The sequence below is a fragment of the Variovorax sp. PvP013 genome, assembly GCF_050435945.1.
GTDB lineage: Bacteria > Pseudomonadota > Gammaproteobacteria > Burkholderiales > Burkholderiaceae_C > Variovorax.
In genome coordinates this window covers 230,059-255,684 of the sequence record NZ_JBNDLF010000002.1, presented here as the reverse complement: position 1 = coordinate 255,684, position 25,626 = coordinate 230,059, and the positions used below count along the sequence as shown (strand labels likewise).

The 25,626-nt window shown below is 70.3% G+C and carries 24 protein-coding genes; 10 read left to right on the top strand and 14 right to left on the bottom strand.

The genetic code is table 11. The features are described from left to right. From gspE to gspG, 10 genes are all read right to left on the bottom strand, one after another. The gene (gene gspE, locus ABID77_RS09065; protein ID WP_429594761.1) at positions 1-1,419 is read right to left on the bottom strand and encodes a type II secretion system ATPase GspE; all 1,419 of its coding nucleotides are present in this window, start codon (positions 1,417-1,419) and stop codon (positions 1-3) included. A gap of 24 nt (positions 1,420-1,443) precedes the next feature. Then, a complete protein-coding gene (gspD, locus tag ABID77_RS09060) occupies positions 1,444-3,801 on the bottom strand; it encodes a type II secretion system secretin GspD (RefSeq protein ID WP_429594040.1) in 2,358 nt (785 codons plus the stop codon). 4 nt (positions 3,802-3,805) lie between these two features. Then, entirely contained in the window at positions 3,806-4,612 is an 807-nt protein-coding gene (gene gspN, locus ABID77_RS09055) for a type II secretion system protein N (protein ID WP_429594037.1), read from the bottom strand. Positions 4,613-4,650: 38 nt separating this feature from the next. Next, entirely contained in the window at positions 4,651-5,376 is a 726-nt protein-coding gene (gene gspM, locus ABID77_RS09050) for a type II secretion system protein GspM (RefSeq protein WP_429594035.1), read from the bottom strand. Beyond that, complete coding sequence (gene gspL / locus ABID77_RS09045; protein WP_429594032.1) at positions 5,373-6,635, bottom strand: type II secretion system protein GspL; 1,263 nt, start codon at positions 6,633-6,635, stop codon at positions 5,373-5,375. Before gspL ends, gspM begins: the two co-directional genes overlap by 4 nt. A 172-nt stretch (positions 6,636-6,807) precedes the next feature. Then, positions 6,808-7,923 (bottom strand): type II secretion system minor pseudopilin GspK, encoded by a 1,116-nt coding sequence (gene gspK, locus ABID77_RS09040; protein WP_429594029.1) that lies wholly within the window; start codon positions 7,921-7,923, stop codon positions 6,808-6,810. Continuing rightward, on the bottom strand, positions 7,920-8,594 hold the full coding sequence (locus tag ABID77_RS09035; protein WP_429594026.1) for a PulJ/GspJ family protein: 675 nt from the start codon (positions 8,592-8,594) through the stop codon (positions 7,920-7,922). Before ABID77_RS09035 ends, gspK begins: the two co-directional genes overlap by 4 nt. 8 nt (positions 8,595-8,602) lie before the next feature. Further along, positions 8,603-9,001 carry a type II secretion system minor pseudopilin GspI gene (gene gspI / locus ABID77_RS09030; protein ID WP_429594024.1) on the bottom strand — a complete coding sequence of 133 codons (399 nt, stop codon included), beginning with the start codon at positions 8,999-9,001 and terminating at the stop codon, positions 8,603-8,605. Further along, the gene (locus tag ABID77_RS09025) at positions 8,998-9,522 is read right to left on the bottom strand and encodes a pilus assembly FimT family protein (protein ID WP_429594021.1); all 525 of its coding nucleotides are present in this window, start codon (positions 9,520-9,522) and stop codon (positions 8,998-9,000) included. The genes gspI and ABID77_RS09025 overlap by 4 nt, the downstream gene beginning before the upstream one ends. Next, complete coding sequence (gene gspG, locus ABID77_RS09020) at positions 9,497-9,937, bottom strand: type II secretion system major pseudopilin GspG (protein ID WP_429594018.1); 441 nt, start codon at positions 9,935-9,937, stop codon at positions 9,497-9,499. Before gspG ends, ABID77_RS09025 begins: the two co-directional genes overlap by 26 nt. 78 nt (positions 9,938-10,015) lie before the next feature. Between gspG and ABID77_RS09015 the strand changes: the two genes are divergently transcribed. Next, positions 10,016-10,495, top strand: coding sequence for a type II secretion system protein N (locus ABID77_RS09015; RefSeq protein ID WP_429594015.1), 480 nt, complete (start codon positions 10,016-10,018; stop codon positions 10,493-10,495). A 7-nt stretch (positions 10,496-10,502) separates the two neighbouring features. On the opposite strand, the gene ilvA is transcribed toward ABID77_RS09015, so the two are convergent. Further along, positions 10,503-12,050 (bottom strand): threonine ammonia-lyase, biosynthetic, encoded by a 1,548-nt coding sequence (gene ilvA / locus ABID77_RS09010; RefSeq protein WP_429594012.1) that lies wholly within the window; start codon positions 12,048-12,050, stop codon positions 10,503-10,505. A 230-nt stretch (positions 12,051-12,280) separates the two neighbouring features. Here ilvA and ABID77_RS09005 point away from each other — a divergent pair, with 230 nt between their 5' ends. After that, the gene (locus tag ABID77_RS09005; protein ID WP_429594010.1) at positions 12,281-12,730 is read left to right on the top strand and encodes an OsmC family protein; all 450 of its coding nucleotides are present in this window, start codon (positions 12,281-12,283) and stop codon (positions 12,728-12,730) included. A gap of 21 nt (positions 12,731-12,751) precedes the next feature. Here ABID77_RS09005 and coq7 read toward each other — a convergent pair whose 3' ends face one another. After that, on the bottom strand, positions 12,752-13,381 hold the full coding sequence (gene coq7 / locus ABID77_RS09000) for a 2-polyprenyl-3-methyl-6-methoxy-1,4-benzoquinone monooxygenase (RefSeq protein ID WP_429594008.1): 630 nt from the start codon (positions 13,379-13,381) through the stop codon (positions 12,752-12,754). 279 nt (positions 13,382-13,660) lie between these two features. Here coq7 and ABID77_RS08995 point away from each other — a divergent pair, with 279 nt between their 5' ends. Beyond that, positions 13,661-14,878: a porin gene (locus tag ABID77_RS08995; RefSeq protein WP_429594005.1), complete on the top strand. Its 1,218-nt coding sequence runs from the start codon at positions 13,661-13,663 to the stop codon at positions 14,876-14,878. A gap of 184 nt (positions 14,879-15,062) precedes the next feature. Here the strand turns inward: ABID77_RS08995 and zwf are convergent, their stop codons facing one another. Beyond that, the gene (gene zwf, locus ABID77_RS08990) at positions 15,063-16,529 is read right to left on the bottom strand and encodes a glucose-6-phosphate dehydrogenase (RefSeq protein WP_429594002.1); all 1,467 of its coding nucleotides are present in this window, start codon (positions 16,527-16,529) and stop codon (positions 15,063-15,065) included. Between the two features lie 158 nt (positions 16,530-16,687). On the opposite strand from zwf, the gene ABID77_RS08985 reads away from it, so the two are divergent. Beyond that, on the top strand, positions 16,688-17,344 hold the full coding sequence (locus ABID77_RS08985) for an HAD family hydrolase (protein WP_429593999.1): 657 nt from the start codon (positions 16,688-16,690) through the stop codon (positions 17,342-17,344). Between the two features lie 257 nt (positions 17,345-17,601). On the opposite strand, the gene ABID77_RS08980 is transcribed toward ABID77_RS08985, so the two are convergent. Beyond that, positions 17,602-18,291 (bottom strand): lipocalin family protein, encoded by a 690-nt coding sequence (locus ABID77_RS08980; RefSeq protein ID WP_429593996.1) that lies wholly within the window; start codon positions 18,289-18,291, stop codon positions 17,602-17,604. 111 nt (positions 18,292-18,402) lie between these two features. Here ABID77_RS08980 and tal point away from each other — a divergent pair, with 111 nt between their 5' ends. The 6 genes from tal to ABID77_RS08950 all read left to right on the top strand — a co-directional run bounded on the left by tal (position 18,403) and on the right by ABID77_RS08950 (position 25,526). Further along, the gene (gene tal / locus ABID77_RS08975) at positions 18,403-19,356 is read left to right on the top strand and encodes a transaldolase (protein ID WP_429593994.1); all 954 of its coding nucleotides are present in this window, start codon (positions 18,403-18,405) and stop codon (positions 19,354-19,356) included. Continuing rightward, positions 19,353-20,951 carry a glucose-6-phosphate isomerase gene (gene pgi / locus ABID77_RS08970; protein WP_429593992.1) on the top strand — a complete coding sequence of 533 codons (1,599 nt, stop codon included), beginning with the start codon at positions 19,353-19,355 and terminating at the stop codon, positions 20,949-20,951. Before tal ends, pgi begins: the two co-directional genes overlap by 4 nt. A gap of 247 nt (positions 20,952-21,198) precedes the next feature. Then, complete coding sequence (locus ABID77_RS08965) at positions 21,199-22,506, top strand: ABC transporter substrate-binding protein (protein WP_429593989.1); 1,308 nt, start codon at positions 21,199-21,201, stop codon at positions 22,504-22,506. Between the two features lie 137 nt (positions 22,507-22,643). After that, positions 22,644-23,501 carry a carbohydrate ABC transporter permease gene (locus tag ABID77_RS08960; RefSeq protein WP_429593986.1) on the top strand — a complete coding sequence of 286 codons (858 nt, stop codon included), beginning with the start codon at positions 22,644-22,646 and terminating at the stop codon, positions 23,499-23,501. 11 nt (positions 23,502-23,512) lie between these two features. Continuing rightward, positions 23,513-24,334, top strand: a complete 822-nt coding sequence (locus ABID77_RS08955) for a carbohydrate ABC transporter permease (protein WP_429593983.1) — start codon at positions 23,513-23,515, stop codon at positions 24,332-24,334. Between the two features lie 154 nt (positions 24,335-24,488). Next, positions 24,489-25,526, top strand: coding sequence for an ABC transporter ATP-binding protein (locus ABID77_RS08950; protein WP_429593980.1), 1,038 nt, complete (start codon positions 24,489-24,491; stop codon positions 25,524-25,526). Positions 25,527-25,626 lie beyond the last annotated feature (100 nt).

Here is a 25,626-nt window from a genome sequence, read left to right as displayed (position 1 = left end):
TCAGTCGCGCGTCACGCGCAGGAGCTCGGCGCGCGAGCTGATGCCGGCGCGCACCAGGCGCTCGCCGTCCTCGCGCATCGAGCGCAGGCCGCCGCGTTCGGCGGCGGTGAAGATCTGGCTCTCCGGCGCGCGGCTGTGGATGAGCGACTGCACGGCGTCGTCGGCCACCAGCAGCTCGAAGATGCCGGTGCGGCCCTGGTAGCCGGTCTGGCCGCAGGCGTCGCAGCCCACCGGGGCGCCCTCGCCGTTGTCCGCTCGTCCGGCGCACACCGGGCAGAGCTTGCGCACCAGCCGCTGCGCCAGCACGCCCAGCAGCGACGAGCTCAGCAGGAAGGGCTCCACGCCCATGTCGGTCAGGCGCGTGACGGCGCTGACCGAGTCGTTGGTGTGCAGCGTGGCCAGCACCAGGTGGCCGGTGAGCGAGGCCTGGATGGCGATCTGCGCGGTCTCGAAGTCGCGGATCTCGCCGATCATGATCACGTCCGGGTCCTGGCGCAGGATGGCGCGCAGGGCCTTGGCGAAGGTCAGCTCGATCTTGGCGTTGACCTGCGTCTGGCCGACGCCCGGCAGCTCGTACTCGATCGGGTCCTCGACCGTCATGATGTTGCTGCGCCCGGCGTCCAGGCGGCTGAGCGCGGCGTACAGCGTGGTCGTCTTGCCCGAGCCGGTCGGCCCGGTCACCAGGATGATCCCGTGCGGCTGGCCGATGAGCGTCTCGAAGCGCGTGAGCGTGTCGCCCTGCATGCCCACGGCCTCCAGCGTGAGCTTGCTCTCGTTCTTGTCCAGCAGGCGCAGCACGGCGCGCTCGCCGTGGGCGCTGGGCAGGGTGGAGACGCGCACATCGACCGCGCGCGTGCCGATGCGCAGCGAGATGCGCCCGTCCTGCGGCAGGCGCTTCTCGGCGATGTCGAGGTCGGCCATGATCTTCAGGCGCGAGATCAGCGCCGCGTGCAGCGCGCGGTTGGGCTGCACCACCTCGCGCAGGGTGCCGTCGATGCGGAAGCGCACCGACGACGTGCGCTCGTAGGGCTCGATGTGGATGTCGCTCGCGCCGTCGCGCGCGGCCTGCGTGAGCAGCGCGTTGAGCATGCGGATGATCGGCGCGTCGCCGGCCGATTCCAGCAGGTCCTCCACCGCCGGCAGCTCCTGCATCATGCGCGAGAGGTCGGCGTCGCCCTGCACCTCGCTCACGATCGCCGCGGCGTTGGATTCGCCCTGGGCGTAGGCGGCGCTGATGCGCTGGGCGAGCAGTCCCGCGTCGAGCGGCTCGAAGGCGGTGACGGCGAAGCGGCGCGCCACCTCGCCGAGCGCGCTGCGCGGCGGCACGCGCGGCATCCACAGCGTGCGGGTGCCGTCGTCGGTCTCCTCCAGCAGCAGTTGCTGCGTTCGCGCGAAGGCGTAGGGCAGGGGGTAGCGCACGGCCATGGCGGATGGTTCCTGGGTCTAGTTCGGTTCGCGGTAGCTCATCGGGTCGGAGGTGGGCGGCAGGGCGCCGCGCTGCGGTCCGATCAGCGGCAGGGTGCTGGTGGTCGTGCCGGCCGGTGCGCGCACGCCCGAGCTCGTCGCCTCCGAGGGCGGAGGGATCAGGCGCGTGCCCTCGATGCGCTCGGGAGGGCGACCGCCACCCGGCGCGGTGGCGTCGGGCAGCACCAGCGGCGGCAGCAGGGGCGCCTGGCCCACGTTGTTCAGGGGCGGCCGGTACTCGGGCTGCGTGCCCTGCTGGATGCCGCGGATGGTGTCGTAGCGATCGGCCGCGAAGGCCTCGGTCACGATGCCGTCGCGCATCACCACCGGGCGGATGAAGACCATCAGGTTGGTCTTGGTGCGCCGGCGGATCTCGTTCCTGAACAGGTTGCCCACCACCGGGATGTCGCCGAGCCCCGGCACCTTCTCGTTGGTGTTGGAGTAGTCGTCCTGCAGCAGGCCGCCGAGCATCACGATGCTGCCGTCCTCCACCAGCACGCTCGACTCGAAGCTGCGCTTGTTGGTCGTCGGGCCGTTGACGTCGCTGCGCGTGGACTGGTCGACATTGGAGATCTCCTGGAAGATCTGCATCTTGATCGTGCCGTTCTCGTTGATCTGCGGGCGCACGCGCAGCGTCAGGCCGACGTCCTTGCGCTCGACCGTGGTGAACGGGTTGACGCTCGAGGTCGAGCCGTTGGTGCTCGCGTACTGGCCGGTCGGAAACGGGACGTTCTGGCCGACGACGATCTTGGCCTCCTCGTTGTCGAGCGTGAGCAGCTGCGGGGTCGACAGCACGTTGCCCGCGCCGTTGCCTTCGAGGAAGCGCGCCAGCACGCCCAGGGTGTACTGGCCGTCGCTGTTGCGCCGCCCGATGCCCAGGTTCAGGCCGGCCGAGGGGATCGTCGTGGTGGTGCCCGCCGCCAGACCCAGCGCCAGGCTGATGATGTTGTTGTTGGCGCCCGAGACGCTGGAGTTGGTGCCCACGATGCCGCGCGTCGAGCCGTCGCCCAGGGCGCTCTGCCACTGCACGCCGAACTCCGCCGCCTTGGTCGCGTTGACCTCGATGATCAGGCTCTCGATCATCACCTGCGCGCGCCGGCCGTCGAGCCGGTCGATCACCGCGCGCAGCTGGCGGTACTGCGGCTCGGAGGCCGTGATGATGAGCGAGTTGGTGGTCGGGTCGGCCTGGATCTGGCCGCCGGTGGAGATTGGGTTGGCGTTGTTCAGCGGCGCGGTGGCCGCGGCGCTGGTGAGCGCGCCGCCCTGCAGCTGCGACTGCTGTTGCTGCTGTTGTTGCGGCAGGGCCTGCAGGCCGCCGGCCGCCGCGCCGCCGCCGGCCAGGGCCGCGGCGCCGCGCGCGTCGCTGGCCATCGCCGCGCGCAGCGTGGTCGCCAGCTTCACGGCGTCGGCGTTCTTCAGGTAGACGACGTAGATGTTGCCGGCCTCGCCGTTGGGGCTGTCGATGGCGGCGCGGTCGAGCTTGGCGACCAGGGAGCGCACCAGCTGCGCGCGCGCCGGGTTGGCCGCGCGCAGGATCAGCGAGTTGCTGCGCGTGTCGGCCAGCAGCGAGGTGCGGAAGGAACTGTCGGCCACGCCGCCGGGCACGCCGCCGGCCGCGGCCGCGCCGGCGACGCCGGTGGTGGCGGGGCCGCCGTCGAGCAGCCGGTTGACCAACGGCGCCATGTCGCTGGCGATCGAGTGCTTCAGCGGGATCACCTCGATGTCCGAGGCGTTGGGCACGTCCAGCGAGGCCACGATGCGCGCCAGGCGCCGCATGTTCTCGGCGTAGTCGGTGATCACCAGGGAGTTGTTGCCCGGGTTGACGTTGATGGTGTTGTTCGGCGCGATCAGCGGGCGCAGCACCGGCAGCAGGTTGTTGGCCGACTCGTAGTTCAGCTTGAAGACCTGGGTGACGATCTGGTTGCCGCTCATCGAGGCGATGCCGCCGGTGGAGGTGGTGACGGCGCTGCTCTGCAGCTTGGCGTCGGCCTCCGGCACGATCTTGTAGAGGCCGTCGGCCTGCACCACGGCGAAGCCCTGCAGCCGCAGCGCGGCGGCGAACTGGTTGAAGGCCGCCGCCGGCGCGATGGCGCGCTCGGTCTGCAGGTTGACGACGCCCTTCACGCGCGGGTCGACCACCACGTCGCGGCCGGTGATGACGGCCATGGTGCGCGCCACCGATTCGATCTCGGCGTTGGAGAAGTTCAGCGTGATGGGTTCGCCGCGGCGCGGCACGCCGTCCTGGGCCAGGGCGGCCGGCAGGCAGGCGGTCATCAGCAGTTGCGCGGCGAGCGCGGCGATGCCGAGGCGCACGCCATGTGAAGACAGGGGCTTCATGGGATCAATCCAGGGTGATGAGCGAGCGGGCGCCCTCGCGCCGCCCGACGATGTTCAACAAGTTCGACAGCGCGTCCTCGCGGCCCGGGGCCGCGCTGGCTTCGCCGCTGAAGCGCATGAAGGTGCCGCTCCAGCTGCCGCTGCCGTTGAGCTGCAGGCTGCCTTCGCGCGTGGTGAGGAGCAGGGTCGGCGCCGGACCGCCCTCGACGACGAAACGGTAGCTGCCCATGGGGCGCAGCGTCGACAGGCTCGACGAGATGTCGGTCGCGTCGAGCGTGGCGCGCCCGGCCAGTGCGAGCTTCGCGTCCTGCAGCCGCATGGTGAAGTCCTGCGTCGCGAGTTCGAGCGTGCCCTCGGGCTTGAGCGAGTTCCAGGGTGCCCCGAAACCGGCGAGCAGGGCGGCCGGCCAGCGCGACGTGCTGTCGCGCCAGTCGAGCTGCAGGCCACCGTCTTCGGGATGCACCCGCACGCGCACCGGCTGCGCCGCGCAGCAGGGCAGGTCGAGCGTGGCCTCGACCGCGCCCCAGCCGGGCCGCAGCGCCCAGCCGACCGCGCCCGGCAGCGACACCGAGGCGCTGCCGCCCGGGCCGCTCGCGAAGACCAGCCCGGCGCTGCCGTTCCAGACCGTGCCGCGCGCGTTGACGAGCTGCACCCGGCCGCCGGTCCAGCCGGCGATGCCGGTGGCCAGCCAGCGCGCCGGCGCGAAGCACGCCAGCGCGATCGCGCCGCCGAGCAGGGCGCCCGGCACGGCCCAGCGCCATCCGCGCGAAGCGGAGGAGCGGGCCGGGGATGCGGTCGTGAGGGTCGCCATGGACGCCGGGGAAAGGAGCGCGGGGCCGTGCCGGTGCGTCAGCGCGCCGGCAGGCTCATGACGATCGTGCCGTCCCAGCGCGCGCCGAGGGCCTCGGCGCCGACGGACGCGGACGCGGACGCGGGCGCGCCGGCCGTCGGCACGGGTCTCCCGGTAGAGGGCCCGGAGCGTCCGGCCGCCGGCACGGAGCCGCCGGGCGGCGGGGGCGTGCGGGAGCCCGGCCCGGCCGCGGCACCGGGCGGCAGGCCGGAGAAGCCGACCGGACCGCCGGCGCCGGGGGTCGTCGCAACGCCGCCCGCGGGCGCCTGCGAGCGCGTGACGTGGATCTCGCGCGGCAGCGCGCGCGCGTTGCCGCGGGCCTGCGTCAGCCACTGCGCGAAGTTCGATGCCGGCGTGGCGCGCAGCGTGACGAGCACGCCTTCGGTCGCGCTGGCGCCGGCCGTCTGCATCCGCACGCTGCCGCCGAGTCCCTCGTTGACGGAGGTCTCGAGCGCGCGCAGGGCATCGTCGCGGTTGGCGCGCGGCAAGGCCTGCAGCGCGCGCGCCTGGGCCTGCAGGGCGAGCATCTGCTGCAGCTGGACGTCGAGTTGCGCATGGGCGAGGCGGGCGGTCGAGAGCGTGCGCAGCGCCGGCGCCAGCCCGACCCACCACACCAGGGCCAGGGCGATGACGACGCCCGCGATGCCCACCAGCCGCTGCTCGCGCGCGGGCAGTCCGCGCCACCAGGTGCGGGCCCGCGTCCCGAAGGTCTGCAGCGCGCTCATCGCACCGCTCCCGAGGCCGCTGCTCCCGGAGCCGCCGCCGTCGCGGCCTGCACCAGCAGGAGGTCGCCCTCGCTGCGGGCGTTGTAGCCGCGCGAGGCCAGGGACGCGGCGATCCGGCTCACGTCGGCCATGTTCAGGCCCAGGCCGCGCAGGCGCAACTGGCCACCGGCGTAGTCGATGGCGCTGGGCGTGCGGCCGGGCGGCAGGAGGGCCGCGAGCGCGGCGAGCATCGGTTCGGCGTCGCCGGCGGACACGCCGCCGGTCGCCTGCTGCAGCGACGCGACCTCGCGCACCATCTGCAGCGCCGGCTCGTAGGGCTGCACGCCCGGAAAGGTCTCGGCGAGGATGGTGCCGATCGCCGCGCGCTTGGCCTCGAGCGACCGGCGCTCCTTCCAGGCCCAGGCGTTGACGCCGATCAGCTGTGCCAGCACCAGCACCGCCGCGCCCCAGCGCGCCGCCCGCCAGCGCGGCGCGTGCCACAGCGCCTGCACGACGGCGGCGAACTTCTTGCCCGCGCGGGCGCGGCCGGTGGAGGCGAGGTCGAACTGCGCCAAGTCCCAGCCGGACGCCGCCGCCTGCCGCCAGCGCTCGGCCGGCAGCACGATCGGCACCGGCATCCCCAGGAGTTCCTCGGCCAGGGCGGCCACGGCCGGCTCGGCCTGCACCCGCGTGTCCGGCGGCAGCTCGCCGAGCGCGGCGACGCCGGCGGCATCCAGCGGCAGGGCCAGCACGCCCTGCGCATCGCACAGCGTGATGCGCGCGTTCTCCGGCTCGCCGGTGGCGAACAGGGCGCCCGATGCCGGCAGCGGCTCGTCCGCGCCCGCCGTGGCGACCGAGGCGGCGCGCGGACGCGGTGTGAATTCGGGGACGATGCGCTCGATGCGGCGTCCCGAGGCCTCCAGGCCCTGCACGATCCCGCGCAGCCAGGCCCGGTTGCACGCGGCGACCCAGGTCGGCCGACCGGCCGCGGCGTCGGGCGCCAGGGCGAAGTGCAGCAGTTCGGGGTCTTCGAGCAGGCGGTCCTCGAGCAGGCCGGCGAGCACGGAGCGCAGCCGCACCGGGCTGTTCATGCTGCCCTGTGGCAGCGTGACCTCGTGCCAGGACAGGGCCGCCGCCGGAACCGCCACCACCAGGTCGTCGCCGGACGGCAGCAGGGCGGGCAGCGCGCTGCCGCTCGAGCGCAGCTTGCCGCCGTCGGCCGACCAGAGGTCCCAGCCGTACTCGCCGCCGGCGGGCGCCGACGGGAGTGGAATCGTCACGAGCAAGGGCATGGAGAAGGAAGAAGAAACGAAAACGAAAGTTCGAAGAAGTCCGGGGAGCCTTCGATTGTAGGACGGGCCTGACTTTTATGCTATTAAAACGATAGCTGTCATTTCAGGTCGGTGCTGGCCGAAAGCGATGTTCGAAGCGAACTGTGACAGATCGTCTCAATCACCGTGCGGGTCCCGGAGATGTCGCTCCCGCGCCACGCTCGCGCCACAGGATGACGACCTCCACGCCGTTGCGCCGCAGCAGCGAATGCTCGTCCACCCACGTCCGGTCGATGCGCAGCCGACCATGGGTCTCGAAGAACGAGCTCGACACGCCATGCTGGCCGTCGACGAACCGTGCCGTCCCCAGGGCCTCGCTGCCGTCGGACAGCGTGCGGAAGAAGCTGCGCGAACGCTGGGCGACGAGACGCTGGGCGCCGGCGAGGTCCAGCGTCGGCACGCTGGCGAAGAGCGCCTCGGCGCTGGCGGTGTTGATGTTGAGCGCGGTGCGCACCGGCAGCACCGTGACGTAGGGTTCGAGCGCCCGGGCCGTCGCGCTCGACACGCCCAGCCAGGGCAGCTGCGACATGCGCTGCGGCAGCAGCGGCGCGTCGGGCTCGATCGAGACCGACGGGTCCAGGGACGCCGCCGAGCCGGCCGCCGCTCCCGAGGCCGCGCCGGAAGCCGGCGTCGCCGCCGCGGCCGCCGCGGTCGACGCCGTCGGCGTGGCCGAGGCGTTGTTGGCCGTGGGGTTCGATGCGTTGGGCGCCGGGAAGACGCGCTGCAGGCTGGCGATCATCACGGCCAGGTCCTGCGCCGGCAGGCCGAGCATGCCGAACAGCTTCGTGAAGGCCGCGACCGCCTCGGGCACGGGTTTGCCGGCCTCCACCAGGTTGATCACGTTGAGCTTGGACTGCGCGTCCATGATGCGGCCGGACAGGAAGGCCTCGGGCAGCGTGTCGACCGCGTCGCCGGGCACGTTGCGCTCGGCCGACAGGAAGGTCGACAGGCGCGCCTCCTCCAGCGCGATCGCCCAGGGCTCGGCGAGGTGGTCGGCGCCGGGCGCGCGGCCGTCCTCGCGCAGGATCAGGCGCGACCAGTCGAGTGCGCCGATCAGCACCCAGCTCGCCTGCAGGCGCGCGCGCTCCGCCGTCTCGACCTCCACCGCGCGCCATTGCTGCCAGAGCGCCGATGCGGCCAGCGTCGCCACCAGCGTGACGGTGAGCATCGCCGCGAGCAGCGCGACGCCGCGCTGGCGGACGCCCGGCTCGCGTGGCGGAACCGTGCGTGCGTTCATGTCTTGGGCACCGCCACGGTCGGGCGGATCCAGTCGCGCGTGACCGGTCCGGACAGGCCCGCGCCCGGCGGCAGGTTCAGCACCAGCCGGACGCCGTCGGGCATGCCCGTTCCCAGGCCGCCGACGGCGTTCGGGCCCGAGGCCGCGTCGGTCCAGGCGGCGCCGCGGAAGTACTGGAGCTGCCAGTTCACGAGCGGCATCAGGTCGACCTCGGCGCCGCGCAGGGTCTCGTTGCTGCCCTGCGCCCAGGCGTCGGCCTGCACCCAGGCACGCTGCCAGTCGGCCCGCGTGGCGACGGCGCCGGACTGCCAGCGCCGCCAACGCAGGCCGGTGGGGCTGGCGGTGTCGGCGCTCATGGCCCAGGCGACCACGTACAGCACCGGCTGCGTGCCGTCGGCGCCGCGCCGCGTCAGGCGCAGCACCTGCCCGTTCCAGGCGATCGGCTGGATCTGCGGCATGACGACGGTCGCGTCGAGGTCGGCGCCCCATTGCGCCAGGGTGGTCTGCAGGGTCTGGACCGCGTCGCCGCGCTCGCGGTTGTAGGTCTGCACGCGCATCATCCCGTCGAGGCCCTGCCAGCTCATCAGCGCCAGCATCGCCATGACCGCGATGCCGACCATCAGCTCGATCAGGGTGAAGCCGCGCGCGGCGCGTCGTGGGGAGGTCGCCATCGTCGTCGTCAGTACCGGGCGACCATCGTCGAGACTTCCAGGATCTGCGTCTCGGCCGTGTCGCGCACCCGGACATCGACGCGGCGGAAGTTGGGGTTCAGCGTCGCCGAGGTCTGCACCGTCACGCCGAAGGCCACCCCGGCCTGGATGCAGGCCTGCGCGCTGCTGCCGATGTTGGGCATCTGGCGCGCCAGGCGCACGCGCACCAGCTCGTTCTCGGCGCACAGGCCGGCCAGGAGCGTGTCGGACTGGCGCTGCGCGTTGCGCGTGAGCGCCGACGTGGCCTGGGTGCCGGCGGCCAACGCGATGGCGACGATGGCCAGCGCGACCAGCACCTCGATCAGGGTGAAGCCGCGCACGCGCCGGACGCTTCCGCCGTTCCCGCCGTCTCGGCCGCGTCGCGTCATGGCCCGGTCGCGACGACGGCGAACGGCCGCAGGCCGTCGGTGGCGATGCGCAGGCTGCGCGCGGGCGTGCCGGGGTAGGTCAGCACGACCTGCTGCGCGCCGATGATCGGTTCCGGTCCGAGCTGCAGGCCCGGGGTCGGGCGGCCCTGGCCGTCGCCCGTGACGGCGCCCACGCCCTCCGACGACAGCCAGGCCGTGGGCAGCGCGCCAGGGCGCAGGCCGTCGAAGGCGAAGTCGCCCGGACCGCGCGGCGTCGCCCGCCAGTAGACCGTCGATCCGCTGGTGCGCGACTGCACGCGCGCCGATTCGAGCAGCGCCACCAGGCGGTCGGCCTCGCGCGCGAGCGCGGTGTCGCCGGGATCGCGCATCGCGAAGCCGACCCCAGCGGTGGCGAGCGCCATGATGGCGATCACGACGATCAGTTCCAGCAGCGTGAAACCGGCCTGCGGCGATCGTCGTGCCGTCGCGGCCCGCAGATCGCTTCCGGCGCCGGCGCTATTGCCAGCTGCCGATGTCGGCATCGTTGCCTTCGCCGCCGGGCTGGCCGTCGGCGCCCAGCGACAGCACGTCGATCTCGCCCCGGATGCCGGGGTTGAAGTACTGGTAGGGGCGGCCCCACGGATCGTTCGGCAGCTTCTCGACGTACTGCTTCCAGTTCGGCGGGATCGGCGTGGCGGTCGGACGCGCGATCAGCGCCTGCAGGCCCTGCTCTCCCGTGGGATAGCGCTGGTTGTCGAGCCGGTAGAGCTTGAGCGCCTGCATGATGTTGTTGACGTCGGTGCGCGCCGCCGTGGCGCGGGCGTCGTCGGCGCGGCCGATCACGTTGGGCACGATCAGGGCGGCGAGCACGCCGATGATGACGAGCACCACCATCAGTTCGATCAGCGTGAAGCCGCGCTGCAGGGCGCGCGCCGGAGAACGGAGGGAAGAGGGCATGGGGAGGGCGTCGGTGTCGATGGGATCGGTGCGGCGGGCGGGCCGTCGCGGTCGGTCGCTGCATGATAATCCGCGCCCATGACGCTCTCCCATCCGACCGCCCGCTGGCCCTCCGCCGTTGTCACCTTCGGCCTCTGGAGCGCCGCCGTCGCCGTCGTGGTGTTCTGGGGCCTGCGCCTGGCCGCCCCGCCCGATGCGCCGCCGCCGCCGGTCGTGGCGGCGCCGCAGGCCGCTCTCATCGATCCGACCATCGTCGCCAGGCTGCTCGGTGCCGTGACGAGCGAAGCGCCGGTGGTGTCGGCGCCCGAGGCGGCCAGCCGCTTCGCGTTGCTGGGCGTGGTCGCCGACACGCTGCAGCGCGGCATCGCCCTGATCGCGGTCGACGGCCAGCCGCCGCGGCCGTTCCGCGTCGGCGCCCGGGTGGCCGAGGGCTACGTGCTGCAGTCGGTCGGCGCGCGCTCGGCCGCGGTCGGCGCCGCGGCCAACTCGGCGTCTGCCTTCACGTTGCAGCTGCCGACCACGCCGATGGCGATTCCGGCGCCGCCGTCGCAGCGCTGAGGCGGGCCTACTGCCGCAGGAACAGCCGGTAGGCCGGATTCGCGGTCTCCTCCACGAACGGGAGGTCGAGCGTGCGCAGGAAGTCCTCGAAGGCGCCGTGGTCCTCCGGCGGTACCTGCAGGCCGACGAGGATGCGCCCGTAGTCGGCGCCCTGGTTGCGGTAGTGGAAGAGGCTGATGTTCCAGGTCGGCCGCATCAGGCTCAGGAACTTCAACAGCGCGCCGGGCCGTTCCGGGAAGACGAAGCGCAGCAGCCGCTCGTCCCGCGCCAGCCCGCTGCGGCCGCCCACCATGTAGCGCACGTGTTCCTTGGCGAGGTCGTCGTGCGTGAGGTCGATGGCGGCGAAGCCGTGGTCGGTGAACGTGGCCGCGATGGTCGCCGACTCGCCGCGCGCCGTCGTCGTCAGGCCGACGAAGACGTGCGCCTCGTGCGCGTCGCTGATGCGGTAGTTGAACTCGGTCACGCTGCGCGAGGCGCCGGGCAGCCGGCCGACCACCTCGCAGAAGCGGCGGAAGCTGCCGCGCTCCTCGGGCACGGTGACGGCGAACAGGGCTTCCCGCTCCTCGCCGACCTCGGCGCGCTCGGCGACGAAGCGCAGGCGATCGAAGTTCATGTTGGCGCCGCACAGGATCGCGGCATAGGTCTCGCCGCGCTTGCCGTGGGCCTCGACGTACTGCTTGATCGCCGCCACGGCCAGCGCCCCGGCGGGCTCGACGATGCTGCGCGTGTCGATGAAGACGTCCTTGATGCCGGCGCACACGGCATCGGTGTCCACCGTGACGAACTCGTCGACCAGTTCGCGGGCGATGCGGAAGGTCTCCTCGCCCACCAGCTTGACGGCGGTGCCGTCGGAGAACAGGCCGACGTCGGCGAGCGCCACGCGTTCCTCGGCGCCGACCGAGCGGATCATGGCGTCGGAGTCGTTCATCTGCACGCCGATCACCTTGATCTCGGGCCGCACGGCCTTGATGTAGCTGGCCACGCCGGCGATCAGCCCGCCGCCGCCGATGGCCACGAAGACCGCGTCGAGCGGTCCCTGGTGCTGGCGCAGGATCTCCATCGCGATGGTGCCCTGGCCGGCGATGACGTCGGGGTCGTCGAAGGGATGCACGAAGGTCAGGCCCAGCCGCTTCTGCTGCTCGAGCGCGTGGCCGTAGGCGTCGGAATAGCTGTCGCCGTGCAGCAGCACCTCGCCGCCCAGGGCGCGCACGGCGTCGACCTTGAGCTGCGGCGTGGTCACCGGCATGACGACCACGGCCCGCGTGCCGAGCTTGCGCGCGCCGAGCGCGACGCCCTGCGCGTGGTTGCCGGCCGAGGCGCAGATGACGCCGCGTGCGAGCTGCTCGGGCGTCAGGTGGACCATCTTGTTGTAGGCGCCGCGCAGCTTGAAGCTGAAGACCGGTTGCTGGTCCTCGCGCTTGAGCAGCACGGTGTTGCCCAGGCGGGCGCTCAATGCGCGCGCGGGTTCCAGCGCCGATTCGACCGCGACGTCGTAGACGCGCGCCGTCAGGATCTTCTTCAGATAGTCGGCAGGGGTGAGAGCGGAGGACGTCATGCGCGGAGGACCCAAGAAAAAAGCCCCGAGTCTTGCGACTCGGGGCTAAATCCACCAATTGAGAGGGTGGAGGAGACAACCGGTGCACATGCTGCCGAAGCGACATCGATGTGCGATGAAATAAAGTATATCGAGTCTTTGTTGCGATGCAACAAGCAGCGCCTCAAATCATCCACAATTTGGCGATCCGTCGACTTTTGCCGACATCGCTACCTCGGAGTTTTCAAGATATGGAATGCACGGTCAGCTGGACAGGCAACGCGGGCACGCGCTCGGCCATGGGGTTCGTCGCCGAGACGGGCAGCGGGCACGTCCTGGTCATGGACGGCGCGCCCGATGCGGCCAAGCCGGGCAACGGCGGCCAGAACCTCGCGCCGCGTCCCATGGAAACGGTGCTCGCCGGCACCGGCGGCTGCACGGCCTACGACGTGGTCCTCATCCTCAAGCGCGGCCGCCACCAGGTCACGGGCTGCAGCGTCAAGCTCACCAGCGAGCGCGCCGAGACCGACCCCAAGGTGTTCACGTCGATCCACATGCACTTCACGGTCACGGGCAAGGGCGTTCCGCCCGCGGCCGTCGAACGCGCCATCGCCCTGAGCCACGACACCTACTGCTCGGCCAGCATCATGCTGGGCAAGACGGCGACCATCACGACCAGCTTCGACCTGGTCGAAGGCTGAGGGCGGTCCCGCGTCGGCGGATCAGATGCGGTGCGCCACCGTGGTCATGACCCGGGCGGCGACACGCATCAGGGCCTTGGCCGGCGCCGGCAGTTCGGCGGCCCCGGCGTCCACGGCCTCGGCGGCGTGGCGGGCCTCGTCGGCCTTCATCTGCACGATGACGGCGCGCGAGGCCGAATCGCCGTGGGGCAGGCGACCGAGGTGGCCGTCCAGATGGGCCTCGACCTGGCGCTCCGTCTCGGCCACGAACCCCAGGCTCACGCGATCGCCCAATCGCCCCGCCACCAGACCGAGCCCGAAGGCGCCGGCGTACCACAGCGGATTGAGCAGCGAGGGCTTCGCGCCCAGATCGTCGAGCCGCTGGCGGGTCCAGGCCAGGTGGTCGGTCTCCTCGTGCGCGGCTTCCTCAAAGTGCGCGCGCAGGGACGGATCGCGCGTCGACGCGGCCTGCGCGACATAGAGCGCCTGCGCGCAGATCTCGCCGACGTGGTTGACGCGCATCATGGCGCCCGCCGCACGGCGGTCGGCCGGGCTCAGCGCGGTCGGCGTTCCGACCGGTCGGGGCATGGGGCGGCCGCTCTGCGGCTTGGCGAACAGGGTGCGCAGCACCGAATCGGTGGCGATGAGGATCGGGTCCAGGGGATGCGGCATGGATGCATTCTGGCGGCATGCGAATCACCGTTGCGGCGCCCGGGCGTTCCTTGTCGGACGGCACGCCGAGGGGGTCGGCGCGATGTTGCAGTCGTGCAACACAAGCCGTGGCCCGTTCGACATTTCAAGTGAATTCTTTTGCTCTGCTCGGGCGGCTCTGGTGCAATAGACACAACTTCCCAAAAGGAGGTTGGCCCTGGGTCCGGTGGGAGCACAACGTGCCGAGCACGATGAACCCTCTGCACCGGAGCCCTATGTTTAACCTTGGAGTAACTCGCAATGAAAAAATCACTCGTCGCCCTGGCCGTCCTGGCAGCTGCTGGCGCCGCTTCGGCTCAGTCGTCGGTCACTCTGTTCGGCGTGATCGACGCCAACATCGGCCACATCTCCGGCAGCAACGGTGGCGCCAGCCGCACGTACCTCGGTAACTCGGGCCTGAACACCAGCCGTCTCGGTTTCCGCGGCGTGGAAGACCTCGGCGGCGGCCTCGCAGCCAGCTTCTGGCTCGAAGGTTTCGTGGGCAACGATGACGGCACCGGCGGCGCTAGCACCACCGCAACCAGCCCCACCACCGGCCTCCCGGTCACCACGAACAATGGCGGCTTCGACTTCCGTCGTCGCGCAACGGTCAGCCTGTCGGGCAACTTCGGTGAAGTCCGCCTCGGTCGCGACCTGACCCCGACGCACCATAACGACGACCTGTTCAGCCCGTTCGGTACCGTGGGTGTTGGCTCCAACATCATCTTCTCCGCTCTGAACAGCGCTCAAGGCTTCAACCCGAACGGCGGCAACAGCGCTGCTTTCGGCAACGTGAACCAGATCCGCGCCAGCAACTCGATCGGCTACTTCCTGCCGTCGAACCTGGGTGGCTTCTACGGTCAAGCCATGTACGCTCTGGCCGAGAACACCACGGGCAACACCACCGCAGCGCAACAGCTGGCTGGCCGCGCTGGTCAGTACGCCGGTGCTCGCGTCGGTTACGCCAATGGCCCGGTCGACGTCGCTCTCGCTTACGGCGAAAGCAAGGGCGCAACCGTTGCTCCGGCAGCCTTCAGCAACCCTGAAGTCCGTACTCTGAACCTGGGCGCTTCGTACGACTTCGGCGTCGTCAAGCTGTTCGGTGAACTGAGCGACGTGCGTTTCGAGCAAGCGTTCACCACGATCGCTTCGCGTGAAGACAAGCAATACGGCTACCTGCTCGGCGCTCAAGCCCCGATCGGCGCTGGTGTCGTGAAGATCGCCTACTCGGCCGTCAAGCGCGACCAGCAAGCTTTCGCCAATGACCCGAAGGCTGCCAAACTGGCTCTGGGCTACGTGCACAACCTGTCGAAGCGCACTGCGCTGTACACGACGGTTGCTCGCCAGACCAGCAAGAACGGCTACGGCTTTGCTCTGGCCAGCGGCGGTTCCGGCGCAGGCATCACGGGTGTGGCCACTGGCACCGATGCCAAGAACAGCGTGACCGGCTACGAGTTCGGCGTTCGCCACGCTTTCTGATCTGACGCTGGCGCAAGCCAGCTCGGTCTGAAAACCTGAAAAAGCCCCCCTGACGCGAGTCAGGGGGCTTTTTCTTTTGTTTGCCCTCATGGTTCGACGGCAGCGCAGGTCCGTGCGCATCGGGCAACGCCTGCTTGCCGACCCACCGGGGCGACCGGCCGATCGACGCTCACCCGCTACTTACTCACTGCTCCTCGCTCCAGGCGAACCCGTCGCGCGCGATCATCGCGCTCGACGCGCTGGGCCCCCAGGTGCCGGCCGCGTAGGGACGCGGTCCGCCGTCGGTGCTCCAGCTGTCGATCAGCGGTTCCACCCAGCGCCAGGCTTCCTCCTGCTCGTCGCTGCGGACGAACAGGTTCAGGCGGCCGTCGATGACGTCGAGCAGCAGTCGCTCGTAGGCGCCGACACGCTCGGTGCCGAAGCGCTTGTCGAAGTCCAGGTCGAGCTGGACCGGCGCCAGCGGCGGCGCGGCATCGCCGTTGGAACGCTTGCGGTTGTTCTGGGCCTGCGCGAGCAGGTGCAGTTCGAGCCCGTCCTTGGGCTGCAGGTTGATGACCAGCTTGTTCACGGCGCCAGCGGGCGCGCGGAAGATGGCGTGCGGCGTCGAGCGGAAGTTGATCTCGATGCGGGCGTCGCGCGAGGCCAGGCGCTTGCCGGTGCGGATGTAGAAGGGCACGCCGGCCCAGCGCCAGTTGGCGATCTCGGCGCGCAGCGCGACGAAGGTTTCGGTGCGGCTCTGTGGATCGATGCCGGGTTCGTCGAGATAGCCCTGCACGCGTTCGCCATAGGCGGTGCCGGCCGTGTACTGACCGCGGATCGCGTGCAGACCGAGCGTCTCGGGCGTCCACGGCTTGAGGGAACGCAGCACCTTGAGCTTCTCGTCGCGCAAGGCGTCGGCGTGCGAGTTGATCGGCGGCTCCATGGCGATGGCGCAGACCAGCTGCAGGGCGTGGTTCTGCACCATGTCGCGCAGGGCGCCGGTCTGGTCGTAGAAGGCGCCGCGCTTCTCCACGCCCAGGTCCTCGGCGATCGTGATCTGGATGTTGGCGATGTGCTCGCGCCGCCAGATCGGCTCGAACAGCGCATTGCCGAAGCGCATGGCGAACAGGTTTTGCACCGACGGCTTGCCCAGGTAATGGTCGATGCGGAAGACCTGCCGCTCGCTCAGCACCTTGCGCACGGCGTCGTTGATGGCACGGTTGGAGGCCAGGTCGTGACCCAGCGGCTTCTCCAGCACGACGCGGACCTTCGGCGTGTTGAGACCGGCCGCGGCGATCTGCTCGACCACCTGCGTGAAGAGGGCCGGCGCGGTCGCCACGTACATCACGACGGTGTCGGCGTTGCGGGCCTCGAGCAGGGCGGAGAGGCGGGCGTAGTCGTCCGGCTTCGACAGGTCCATGCGCAGGAAATGCAGCATCGCCGCGAACTTCTTGAACTCCTCCGCGCTCGGGCGCTTGGCGCCTTCGACGGCGTTGAAGCGTGACTGGATGAGGTCCCGGTAGGCGTCGTCCGAGAGGTCGTCGCGCGCCACGCCGATGATGCGTCCGCCTTCGGGCAGGCTGCCATGCCGGAAGGCCTGGAACAGCGCGGGCATCAGTTTGCGCCAAGCGAGGTCGCCGGTGCCGCCGAAGAGAACGAGGTCGAAGCTCATGAATGCAAGGTCCGTAGGGTGGGGAAGTGGATGCTGACGAGGCGTGACTTTAAAGGCAGTGATGGCCGCCGGGCGATATCGGCATGCGCGGTGGAATCGACGGTCGATACCGTCGCGCGCACCAGGCGTGTGCGCGGCCCGTGGAACAATCGCCGCACATGAACATCGTCTTCGACCTGGGCGCCGTCGTCATCGGCTGGGAGCCCGCCCGACTGCTGCAGGCCCATTTTCCGGAACGAGCCCCGGACCCCGACGCCGCGCGCGTGCTCGCCCGCGCCTTCTTCCATCATCCGGACTGGCAGGAGTTCGACCGCGGGGTCCGCGGCGTGGACGACGTCGTCGAGCGCACGGCCGCGCGCCTGGCGTTGCCGCAGGATCGCCTGCACGATTTCGTCGCGCCGCTGGGCGAGCACCTGATGCCCATCGACACCAGCGTGGACCTGCTGTCGACCCTGCGCGACCGCCGCTCGGCGGGGGAGTCCATCCGGCTCTACTACCTGTCGAACATGCCCGTGCCCTACGCCCGCGCGCTGGAGCGGCGTTTCTCGTTCTTCCAGTGGTTCGACGGCGGCATCTTCTCCGGCGACGTGAAGCTCATCAAACCGGACGGCGACATCTACGAGATGCTGGCCTGGCGGCACGGCCTGGCGCCGTCCCGCACCCTGTTCATCGACGACATGCCCGCCAACGTCGAAGCCGCCCGCGCCCAGGGCTGGCACGCCATCCACTGCACGTCGCCCGCCACGCTCCCGGCCCATGTGCTGCGCCAGCTCGATGCACTCGGCACGAGCAGTCGGACCGAGCCCCAGACCTGAGTGCAGAGGTGAATCGCCACGGCCAGCAAGCGCTGCGAAGCGAGCAAGCCGGGGTAATGGCCTGGGACACCGTGGAACCGACTCCGCCGGGCCGTCGGTGTCGCCCCCTGAAGTAGGTTGGCGAAACGACACGAAGTGCGCGAAGACTGGGGGTGAGCCTGGGACACCGCGGAACCGGCTCCGCCGGGCCGCCAGTGTCGCCCCCTGGAAGGGGGTTGGCGAAGCGACACGCAGTGCGCGAAGACTGGGGGTGAGCCTTACTCCGTGCGGATCACCCGATCGACATCGAAGCCCAGCGTGCGCGCGTAGTCGAGTTCGACCGCCAGCCGGGCCTCGTCGAGCCGCGGCGCCCGCGAGAGCACCCACAGGAAGTCGCGATCGGGCGTGCCGACCAGCGCCACCTCGTAGTCGCGATCGAGCTTGAGGATCCAGTAGTCGCCCCAGACCATGGGCAGCCACGACAGCCAGTCGGGTGCGAAACGCACCTTCAGGCGGCCCGCGCCCGGTTGTCCCGCCACCGGCACGACGTGCGCCGTGCCGACCGACTCGTCGACGCCACCGGCCACCACGCAGACGTTGCGCACCTCCACCGTGCCGTCCGGCAGGGGCGTGTACTGCGCCGTGACCGCGCCGGTGCATTTCTTCTGGAAGCGGTTGGGCAGGCGGGCCTGTTCGTGCCAGACGCCGGCATAGCGCTGCAGGTCGACGGGAGCCACCGCCTGCAGGGGCGCGCGCATCAGCGGCGCTCCGTCGGCGGGGCCCGCGGGCGCCTGGGCCTGGGCACGGGCCGCGCGGGCCGTGCCCAGCACCGCCAGGGCCAGCACGCTGCCGACGCAGAACGCCGTCGCGAGCGTGCCGATGGAACTGCTGAAACGGCGGTCGTCGAAACCGTCCGAGGAAGGCGATCCGGTGCGGTGAGAAGCGGGGAGGTGCTGACGCGAGGTCATGGGATGGGCTCCAGAGCGATGCTGAGTCCGCACTCTAAGCGTGGGCCGCGCGACGTCATCGTCAGTCGCAGACCACACGCACCGTAGTTCCCCGACGAGATAATCGTGCGCATGAACCAACTCGATGCCCTCCGCCAATGGACCACCGTGGTCGCCGACACCGGCGACTTCCGTCAACTCGCCCGGTTCAAGCCGCAGGACGCGACGACCAACCCGTCGCTGATCCTCAAGGCCGTCCAGAAGGCCGACTACCGGCCGCTGCTCGACGAGGCCGTCGGCCTGCACCAGGGCAAGCCGATCGACGAGGTCATCGACCGCCTGCTGGTGCGTTTCGGCGCCGAGATCCTGTCGGTGGTGCCGGGCCGCGTCTCCACCGAGATCGACGCGCGCCTGAGCTTCGACACCGCCGCCACCGTGGCGCGCGCCGACCGCATCGTCGCGCTCTACCGCGCCGAGGGCATCGACACCGAGAAGCGCCTGCTCATCAAGATCGCCGCGACCTGGGAAGGCATCGAGGCGGCGCGCATCCTGGAGGCGCGCGGCATCCACACCAACCTGACCCTGCTGTTCTCCTTCGCCCAGGCCGTGGCCTGCGGCGCGGCGGGCGTCAAGCTGATCTCGCCCTTCGTCGGCCGCATCTACGACTGGCACAAGAAGTCGGCCGGCGCCGCATGGGACGAGGCGGCGAACGCGCGCGACGCCGACCCCGGCGTGAAGTCGGTGCGGCAGATCTTCGACTACTACAAGCGCCACGGCATCGCCACCGAGGTGATGGGCGCGAGCTTCCGCAACGTCGGCCAGATCGCCGCGCTTGCAGGGTGCGACCTCCTCACCATCAGCCCGGACCTGCTGGCCGAACTCGCCGCCAGCGACGCCCCGCTCACGCACGCGCTCGACGCCGAGGCGGCGCGCGCGCGCGAGGACATCGCGCCGGTCGTGCTCGACGAACCCGCGTTCCGCTACGCCCTCAACGAGGACGCGATGGCGACGGAGAAACTGGCCGAAGGCATCCGCGCGTTCGCGGCCGACGCGATCAAGCTCGAACAACTCATGGAGACCGTGTGACCGACCCAGCCCCCCCGCAATCCCATGCCCCGTCGTCCGTCGCCGGCGCCTCCGTGCGCTGCGACCGCACCGCCGCCTGGGGCCGGCTCCAGGCCCGTTTCGACGGGACCGGCCGCGACTTCGACGCGCGCGACGCCTTCGCCGCCGACCCGGGGCGCTTCGAGCGCTTCAGCCAGGCGGCGCCGCACGTCTTCGCCGACCTGTCGAAGAACCTGATCGACGCCGCCACCGAGGACGAACTGCTCGCGCTCGCGCGCGAGGCCGGCCTCGAGGCGCACCGCGACGCCATGTTCGCGGGCGAACGCATCAACGCCACCGAGGACCGGGCCGTGATGCACTTCCTGCTGCGCGCGCCGGCCGACGCGCCGGTCGCCGCCGCGGTCCGCGCCGAGCTGGCCGACGTGCACGCGACGCTCGACGCCATGCTCGCCTATGTCGAGGAGGTGCGCGCCGACCACACCATCACCGACGTCGTGAACATCGGCATCGGCGGTTCCGACCTGGGCCCGCAGATGGTGGTGCGCGCGCTCGACGCGTACACCGCGCCGGGCAAGCGCTTCCACTTCGTCTCCAACGTCGACGGCCACGAGCTCGCCGGCGTGCTGAAGGACCTGGCGCCCGAGCACACGCTGTTCCTGATCGCCTCCAAGACCTTCACCACCGCCGAGACGATGGCCAACGCCCGTTCGGCCAGGGACTGGTTCACGCGCTCGGGCGGCGTCGACGTGTCGCGGCACTTCGCCGCGCTCACGACCAACGTCGAGGCCGCGCGCGCCTTCGGCATCGAGCGCACCTTCGGCTTCTGGGACTGGGTGGGCGGGCGCTATTCGCTGTGGTCGTCGATCGGGCTGCCGATCGCGCTGGCCATCGGCGCCGACAACTTCCGCGCGCTGCTCGCCGGCGCGCACGCGATGGACGAGCACTTCCGCACCGCGCCGCTGGAGGCGAACCTGCCCGTGCGCCTGGGCCTGCTCGACGTCTGGTATCGCAACTTCCACGGCTTCACCAGCCGCGGCATCGCGCCCTACCACAGCGCGCTGGGCCGGCTGCCGGCCTACCTGCAGCAGCTGGAGATGGAGAGCAACGGCAAGCGCGTGGACGCGAGCGGCGCGGCGCTGCCCTTCGGCACCTCGCCGGTGCTGTGGGGCGAGCCGGGCACCAACGGCCAGCACGCCTACTTCCAGATGCTGCACCAGGGCACGGACGTGATCCCGCTGGAATTCATCGCCGTGCGCGATCCGGCGCACGACCTGGAGGGCCATCACGCCAAGCTGCTGGCCAATGCCCTGGCGCAGGCCCAGGCGCTGATGACGGGCAAGGCCGACGCGGGCGGCCACCGGAACTTTCCCGGCAACCGGCCGAGCAGCTTCTTCGTCTTCGAGCAGCTCACGCCCGAGGCGCTCGGCGCCTTCCTGGCGCTGTACGAGCACCGCGTGTTCACCAGCGGCGCGCTGTGGGGCATCAACAGCTTCGACCAGTGGGGCGTGGAACTGGGCAAGGTGCTCGCGCGCGACATCGAGGGACGCCTCGCCTCGGGCGACACGGCGGGGCTCGACCCGTCCACGGCCGGGCTGCTGGCGCGCCTGAAGCCGTAGCACCTGGGCCGCGTCGGCCGGATGGAAAAAAGCCGCCGCAGCGGCTTTTTTTTCGTCCGGGCGTCGCCGATCGCCCGGTACGCGGGCGGCGCATCAGCATCCTGTGTTGCCGCATCTAGGGAATCCACCCCCCGTTCGACGCATAAAAGTATCTATGCGCCTTCTTGGCGTACCAAGAATGTCGTAACGGCTCGCCAGAATTCGCTGCGACGGCCGGCGCGGCCGTGTGAACACCACGGAGACATTCATGAAGCGTTTTCTCAAGACGGGCCTGGCGCTCGCGCTCGCCGGCATGGGCCTCGCCCACGCCGCCACCGAACTGGTCATCGCCACCGTCAACAACGGCCACATGATCGAGATGCAGAAGCTCACGCCCTTCTTCGAGAAGGCCAACCCCGACATCAAGCTCAAGTGGGTGACGCTGGAGGAGGGCACCCTGCGCCAGCGCGTGACGACCGACATCGCCACCAAGGGCGGCCAGTTCGACGTCATGACCATCGGCCTGTACGAGGCGCCGATCTGGTCGAAGAAGGGCTGGCTCACGCCCATCACGACCGACGCCGCCTACGACGTCGACGACCTGCTGCCGGCCATCCGCAGCGGCCTGTCGAACGAGGGCAAGCTCTACGCCGCGCCGTTCTACGGCGAGAGCTCGATGCTGATGTACCGCAAGGACCTGGCCGACAAGGCCGGCTTCAAGATGCCCGACCAGCCGACCTGGACCCAGATCAAGGATCTCGCGGGCAAGATCCACGACCCCAAGGCCGGCGTCTACGGCATCTGCCTGCGCGGCAAGCCGGGCTGGGGCGACAACATGGCCTTCCTGACCACGCTGGTCAACACCTACGGCGGTCAGTGGTTCGACATGCAGTGGAAACCGCAGATCGACAGCAAGCCCTGGAAGGACGCGATCACGTTCTACGTCGACCTGATGAAGAGCTACGGCCCGCCCGGCGTGTCGGCCAACAGCTTCAACGAGACCCTGGCGCTGTTCAACGAAGGCAAGTGCGGCATGTGGGTGGACGCGACCATCGCGGCCTCGTTCATCGCCGACCCCAAGCAGTCGAAGGTCGCCGACAAGGTCGCCTTCGCGCAGGCCCCGGTCGCCGTCACGCCCAAGGGCGCGAACTGGCTGTGGTCGTGGAACCTGGCGATCCCGGCGAGCTCGACCAAGGCCGCCGCGGCGCAGACCTTCGTCCGCTGGGCGACCTCCAAGGACTACGTCCAGCTGGTGGCCAAGGAACAGGGCTGGGCCCAGGTGCCCACCGGCACGCGCAAGTCGACCTACGCGAACCCCGAGTTCCAGAAGGTTGCCAAGTTCGCCGCCGAGGAGAAGAAGGCCATCGACAGCGCCAACCCCAACGACAGCACGCTGCCCAAGTCGCCCTACGTCGGCGTGCAGTACGCGGCCATTCCCGAGTTCCAGGCCATCGGCGTGGCGGTGGGCCAGCAGATGAGCGCGGCCCTCTCGGGCAAGGTCACGGTCGACCAGGCGCTCAAGACCTCGCAGACCACGGCCGAGCGCGAGATGAAGAAGGCCGGGTACTACAAGTAACCCGGACCTCCTTTCCCTCTCCCCCCGGGGAGAGGGCAGGGTGAGGGGGCAGCGCGTCCACCGCCGACCGCGCATGCCCTCACCCCAACCCTCTCCCGCAGGCGGGAGAGGGGGCCAACCGCCTCAAAGGAACCCTCATGAAACGACTCCTGCCACGCGCCCTGATGGCGCCGGCGGTGGCGACGCTCTTCCTCTGGATGATCGTGCCGCTGCTCATGACGCTGTACTTCTCGTTCGTCAACTACAACCTGATGCAGCCCGGCGAGCACGCGTTCGCCGGCCTGGACAACTTCCACTACTTCATCACCGACCCGGACTTCTGGCCGGCGGTGTCCAACACGCTGCTGCTCATCGGCAGCGTGATCGCCATCACGGTGGTCTTGGGCGTGCTGCTCGCGCTGCTGGTCAACGAGCCGTTCCCGGGACGGGGCATCGTGCGGGTGCTGCTGATCTCGCCGTTCTTCGTCATGCCGGCGGTCAACGCGCTGCTGTGGAAGCACATGATGATGAACCCAATCTACGGCGTGCTGGCCGACGTCTGGCGCGGCTTCGGCCTCGCGCCGGTGGACTGGCTGACCGACGTGCCGCTGTTCTCCGTGATCATCATGGTGGCCTGGCAGTGGCTGCCCTTCGCCTGCCTGATCTTCATCACCTCGCTGCAGTCGCTCGACCGCGAGCAGATGGAGGCCGCGCGCATGGACGGCGCCACCGCCCCGCAGCGCTTCTTCTACCTGACCATCCCGCACCTGGGCCGGCCCATGGCGGTGGTGATCATGATCGAGATGATCTTCCTGCTCAGCGTGTTCGCCGAGATCGCCATCACCACCAACGGCGGCCCGGGCAACGAGAGCACCAACCTCACCTACATGATCTTCAAGCAGTCGCTGCTGAACTTCGACGTCGGCGTGGCCTCGGCGGGCGCCCTGTTCGCGGTGGTGCTGGCCAACATCGTGGCGGTGTTCCTCATCCGCATCGTCGGCAAGAACCTGGACTGAGGGCACGCACCATGCAAAGCAATCTCCTCCTCACCACCCTGCGCGCCCTCGGCGCCTGGGCCGCGGCGCTGCTGCTGTTCTTCCCGCTGGGCTGGCTGTTCCTCACGGCCTTCAAGACCGAGCTGCAGGCCATCCACGTGCCGCCGCTGTTCGTCTTCGAGCCCACGCTGGACAACTTCAGCGAGGTCCAGCGACGCAGCGACTACCTGCTGTACGCGCGCAACTCGCTCATCACCAGCCTGGGCTCGACCATCATCGGCCTGCTCATCGCCGCGCCGGCGGCCTACTCGATGGCCTTCTTCCGCACGAGGAAGACGCGCGACATCCTGATGTGGATGCTCTCGACCAAGATGATGCCGGCCGTCGGCGCGTTGATGCCGATCTACGTGCTCGCGCAGAGCACCGGCCTGCTGGACTCGCTCACGGCGCTGACGGTGGTCTTCACGCTGTCGAACCTGCCGATCATGGTGTGGATGCTCTACACGAGCTACAAGGACATCCCCAACGAGATCCTGGAGGCCGCGCGCATGGACGGCGCGAGCCTGTGGACCGAGTTCCGCCACGTGGTGCTGCCGCTGTCGGTGGGCGGGCTGGCCTCCTGCGGGCTGCTGTGCCTGGTGCTGAGCTGGAACGAGTCGTTCTGGGCGCTCAACCTCAGCTCGGCCAAGGCCGGCACGCTCGCCACGCTGATCGCCTCCTACTCCAGCCCCGAGGGCCTGTTCTGGGCCAAGCTGTCGGCCGCCTCGCTCATGGCCATCGCGCCGATCGTGGTGTTCGGCTGGTTCAGCCAGAAGCAACTCGTCCAGGGCCTGACCTTCGGCGCCGTCAAGTAAGTACACCCCCAGGCTTCGCGCACTGCGTGTCGCTGCGCCCACCCCCTCGCCGGGGGCGCTGCCGGCGGCCCGGCAAAGCCGGTTCCGCGGCAGCCCTGGCAAACAACGCAGGCTGATCCAGCGTCAATCAACGAAACGAACACAGGAGCAATCCATGGCCTACCTCGAACTCAAGGGCATCACGAAGAGCTTCGGCGACGCCCACATCATCCGCGGCGTCGACCTGGAGATCCAGAAGGGCGAGTTCATCGTCTTCGTCGGCCCCTCGGGCTGCGGCAAGTCGACCCTGCTGCGGCTCATCGCCGGGCTGGAGCCGGCGACCAGCGGGCAGCTGATGCTCGACGGGCGCGACATCACGAACACGCCCTCGGGCAAGCGCGACCTGGCGATGGTGTTCCAGAGCTACGCGCTCTACCCGCACATGAGCGTGGCGGACAACATGTCCTTCGCGCTCAAGCTCGCCGGCGTGGCCAAGGACGAGATCCGCAAGAAGGTCGACTACGCGGCCAAGCAGCTCAACCTCACGCAGTACCTCGATCGCACGCCCAAGGAACTCTCCGGCGGCCAGCGCCAGCGGGTGGCCATCGGCCGCGCGATCGTGCGGGCGCCGAAGGTGTTCCTGTTCGACGAGCCGCTGTCCAACCTGGACGCGGCCCTGCGCGGCAACACCCGGGTGGAGATCCACAAGCTGCACGTCGCGCTCGGCGCCACCAGCATCTACGTCACGCACGACCAGGTCGAGGCCATGACCCTGGCCGACCGCGTGGTGGTGCTCAAGGACGGCCTGATCGAGCAGGTGGGCACGCCCATGGAGCTGTACGACCGCCCGGTCAACCAGTTCGTGGCGCAGTTCATCGGCATGCCGTCGATGAACATGGTCGAGGCCAAGGCGATCCCCAGCTTCTCCCAGCAGACCGGCGGGCGCCTGCCGGTCGACGGCTTCCTGGGCGTGCGGCCCGAGGGCCTGCGCGTGCACCCGGGCAGCGGCCACGGCGTGCCGGGCACGGTCGAGCTGATCGAGGCGCTGGGCGCGGACACGCTCATCCACGTCAACGTGGCCGGCGTGCCGCTGATCTCGCGCCAGAACGAACGCACCACGCTCAGGGACGGCGACGCCGTGGGCGTCGAGCTCGACCCCTCGGTGCTGCACCTGTTCGGCCGCGACGGTCGATCGCTCGCCGCCACCGCCTGACTCCCGCTGCCTCCGGCCCTCCCGACCCCCGACGGAATCCCCGACGTGAACGCTCCTTCCTCCGCTCCCTCCTCGTCCTCGCCCGGCCCCGCCGCGGCGC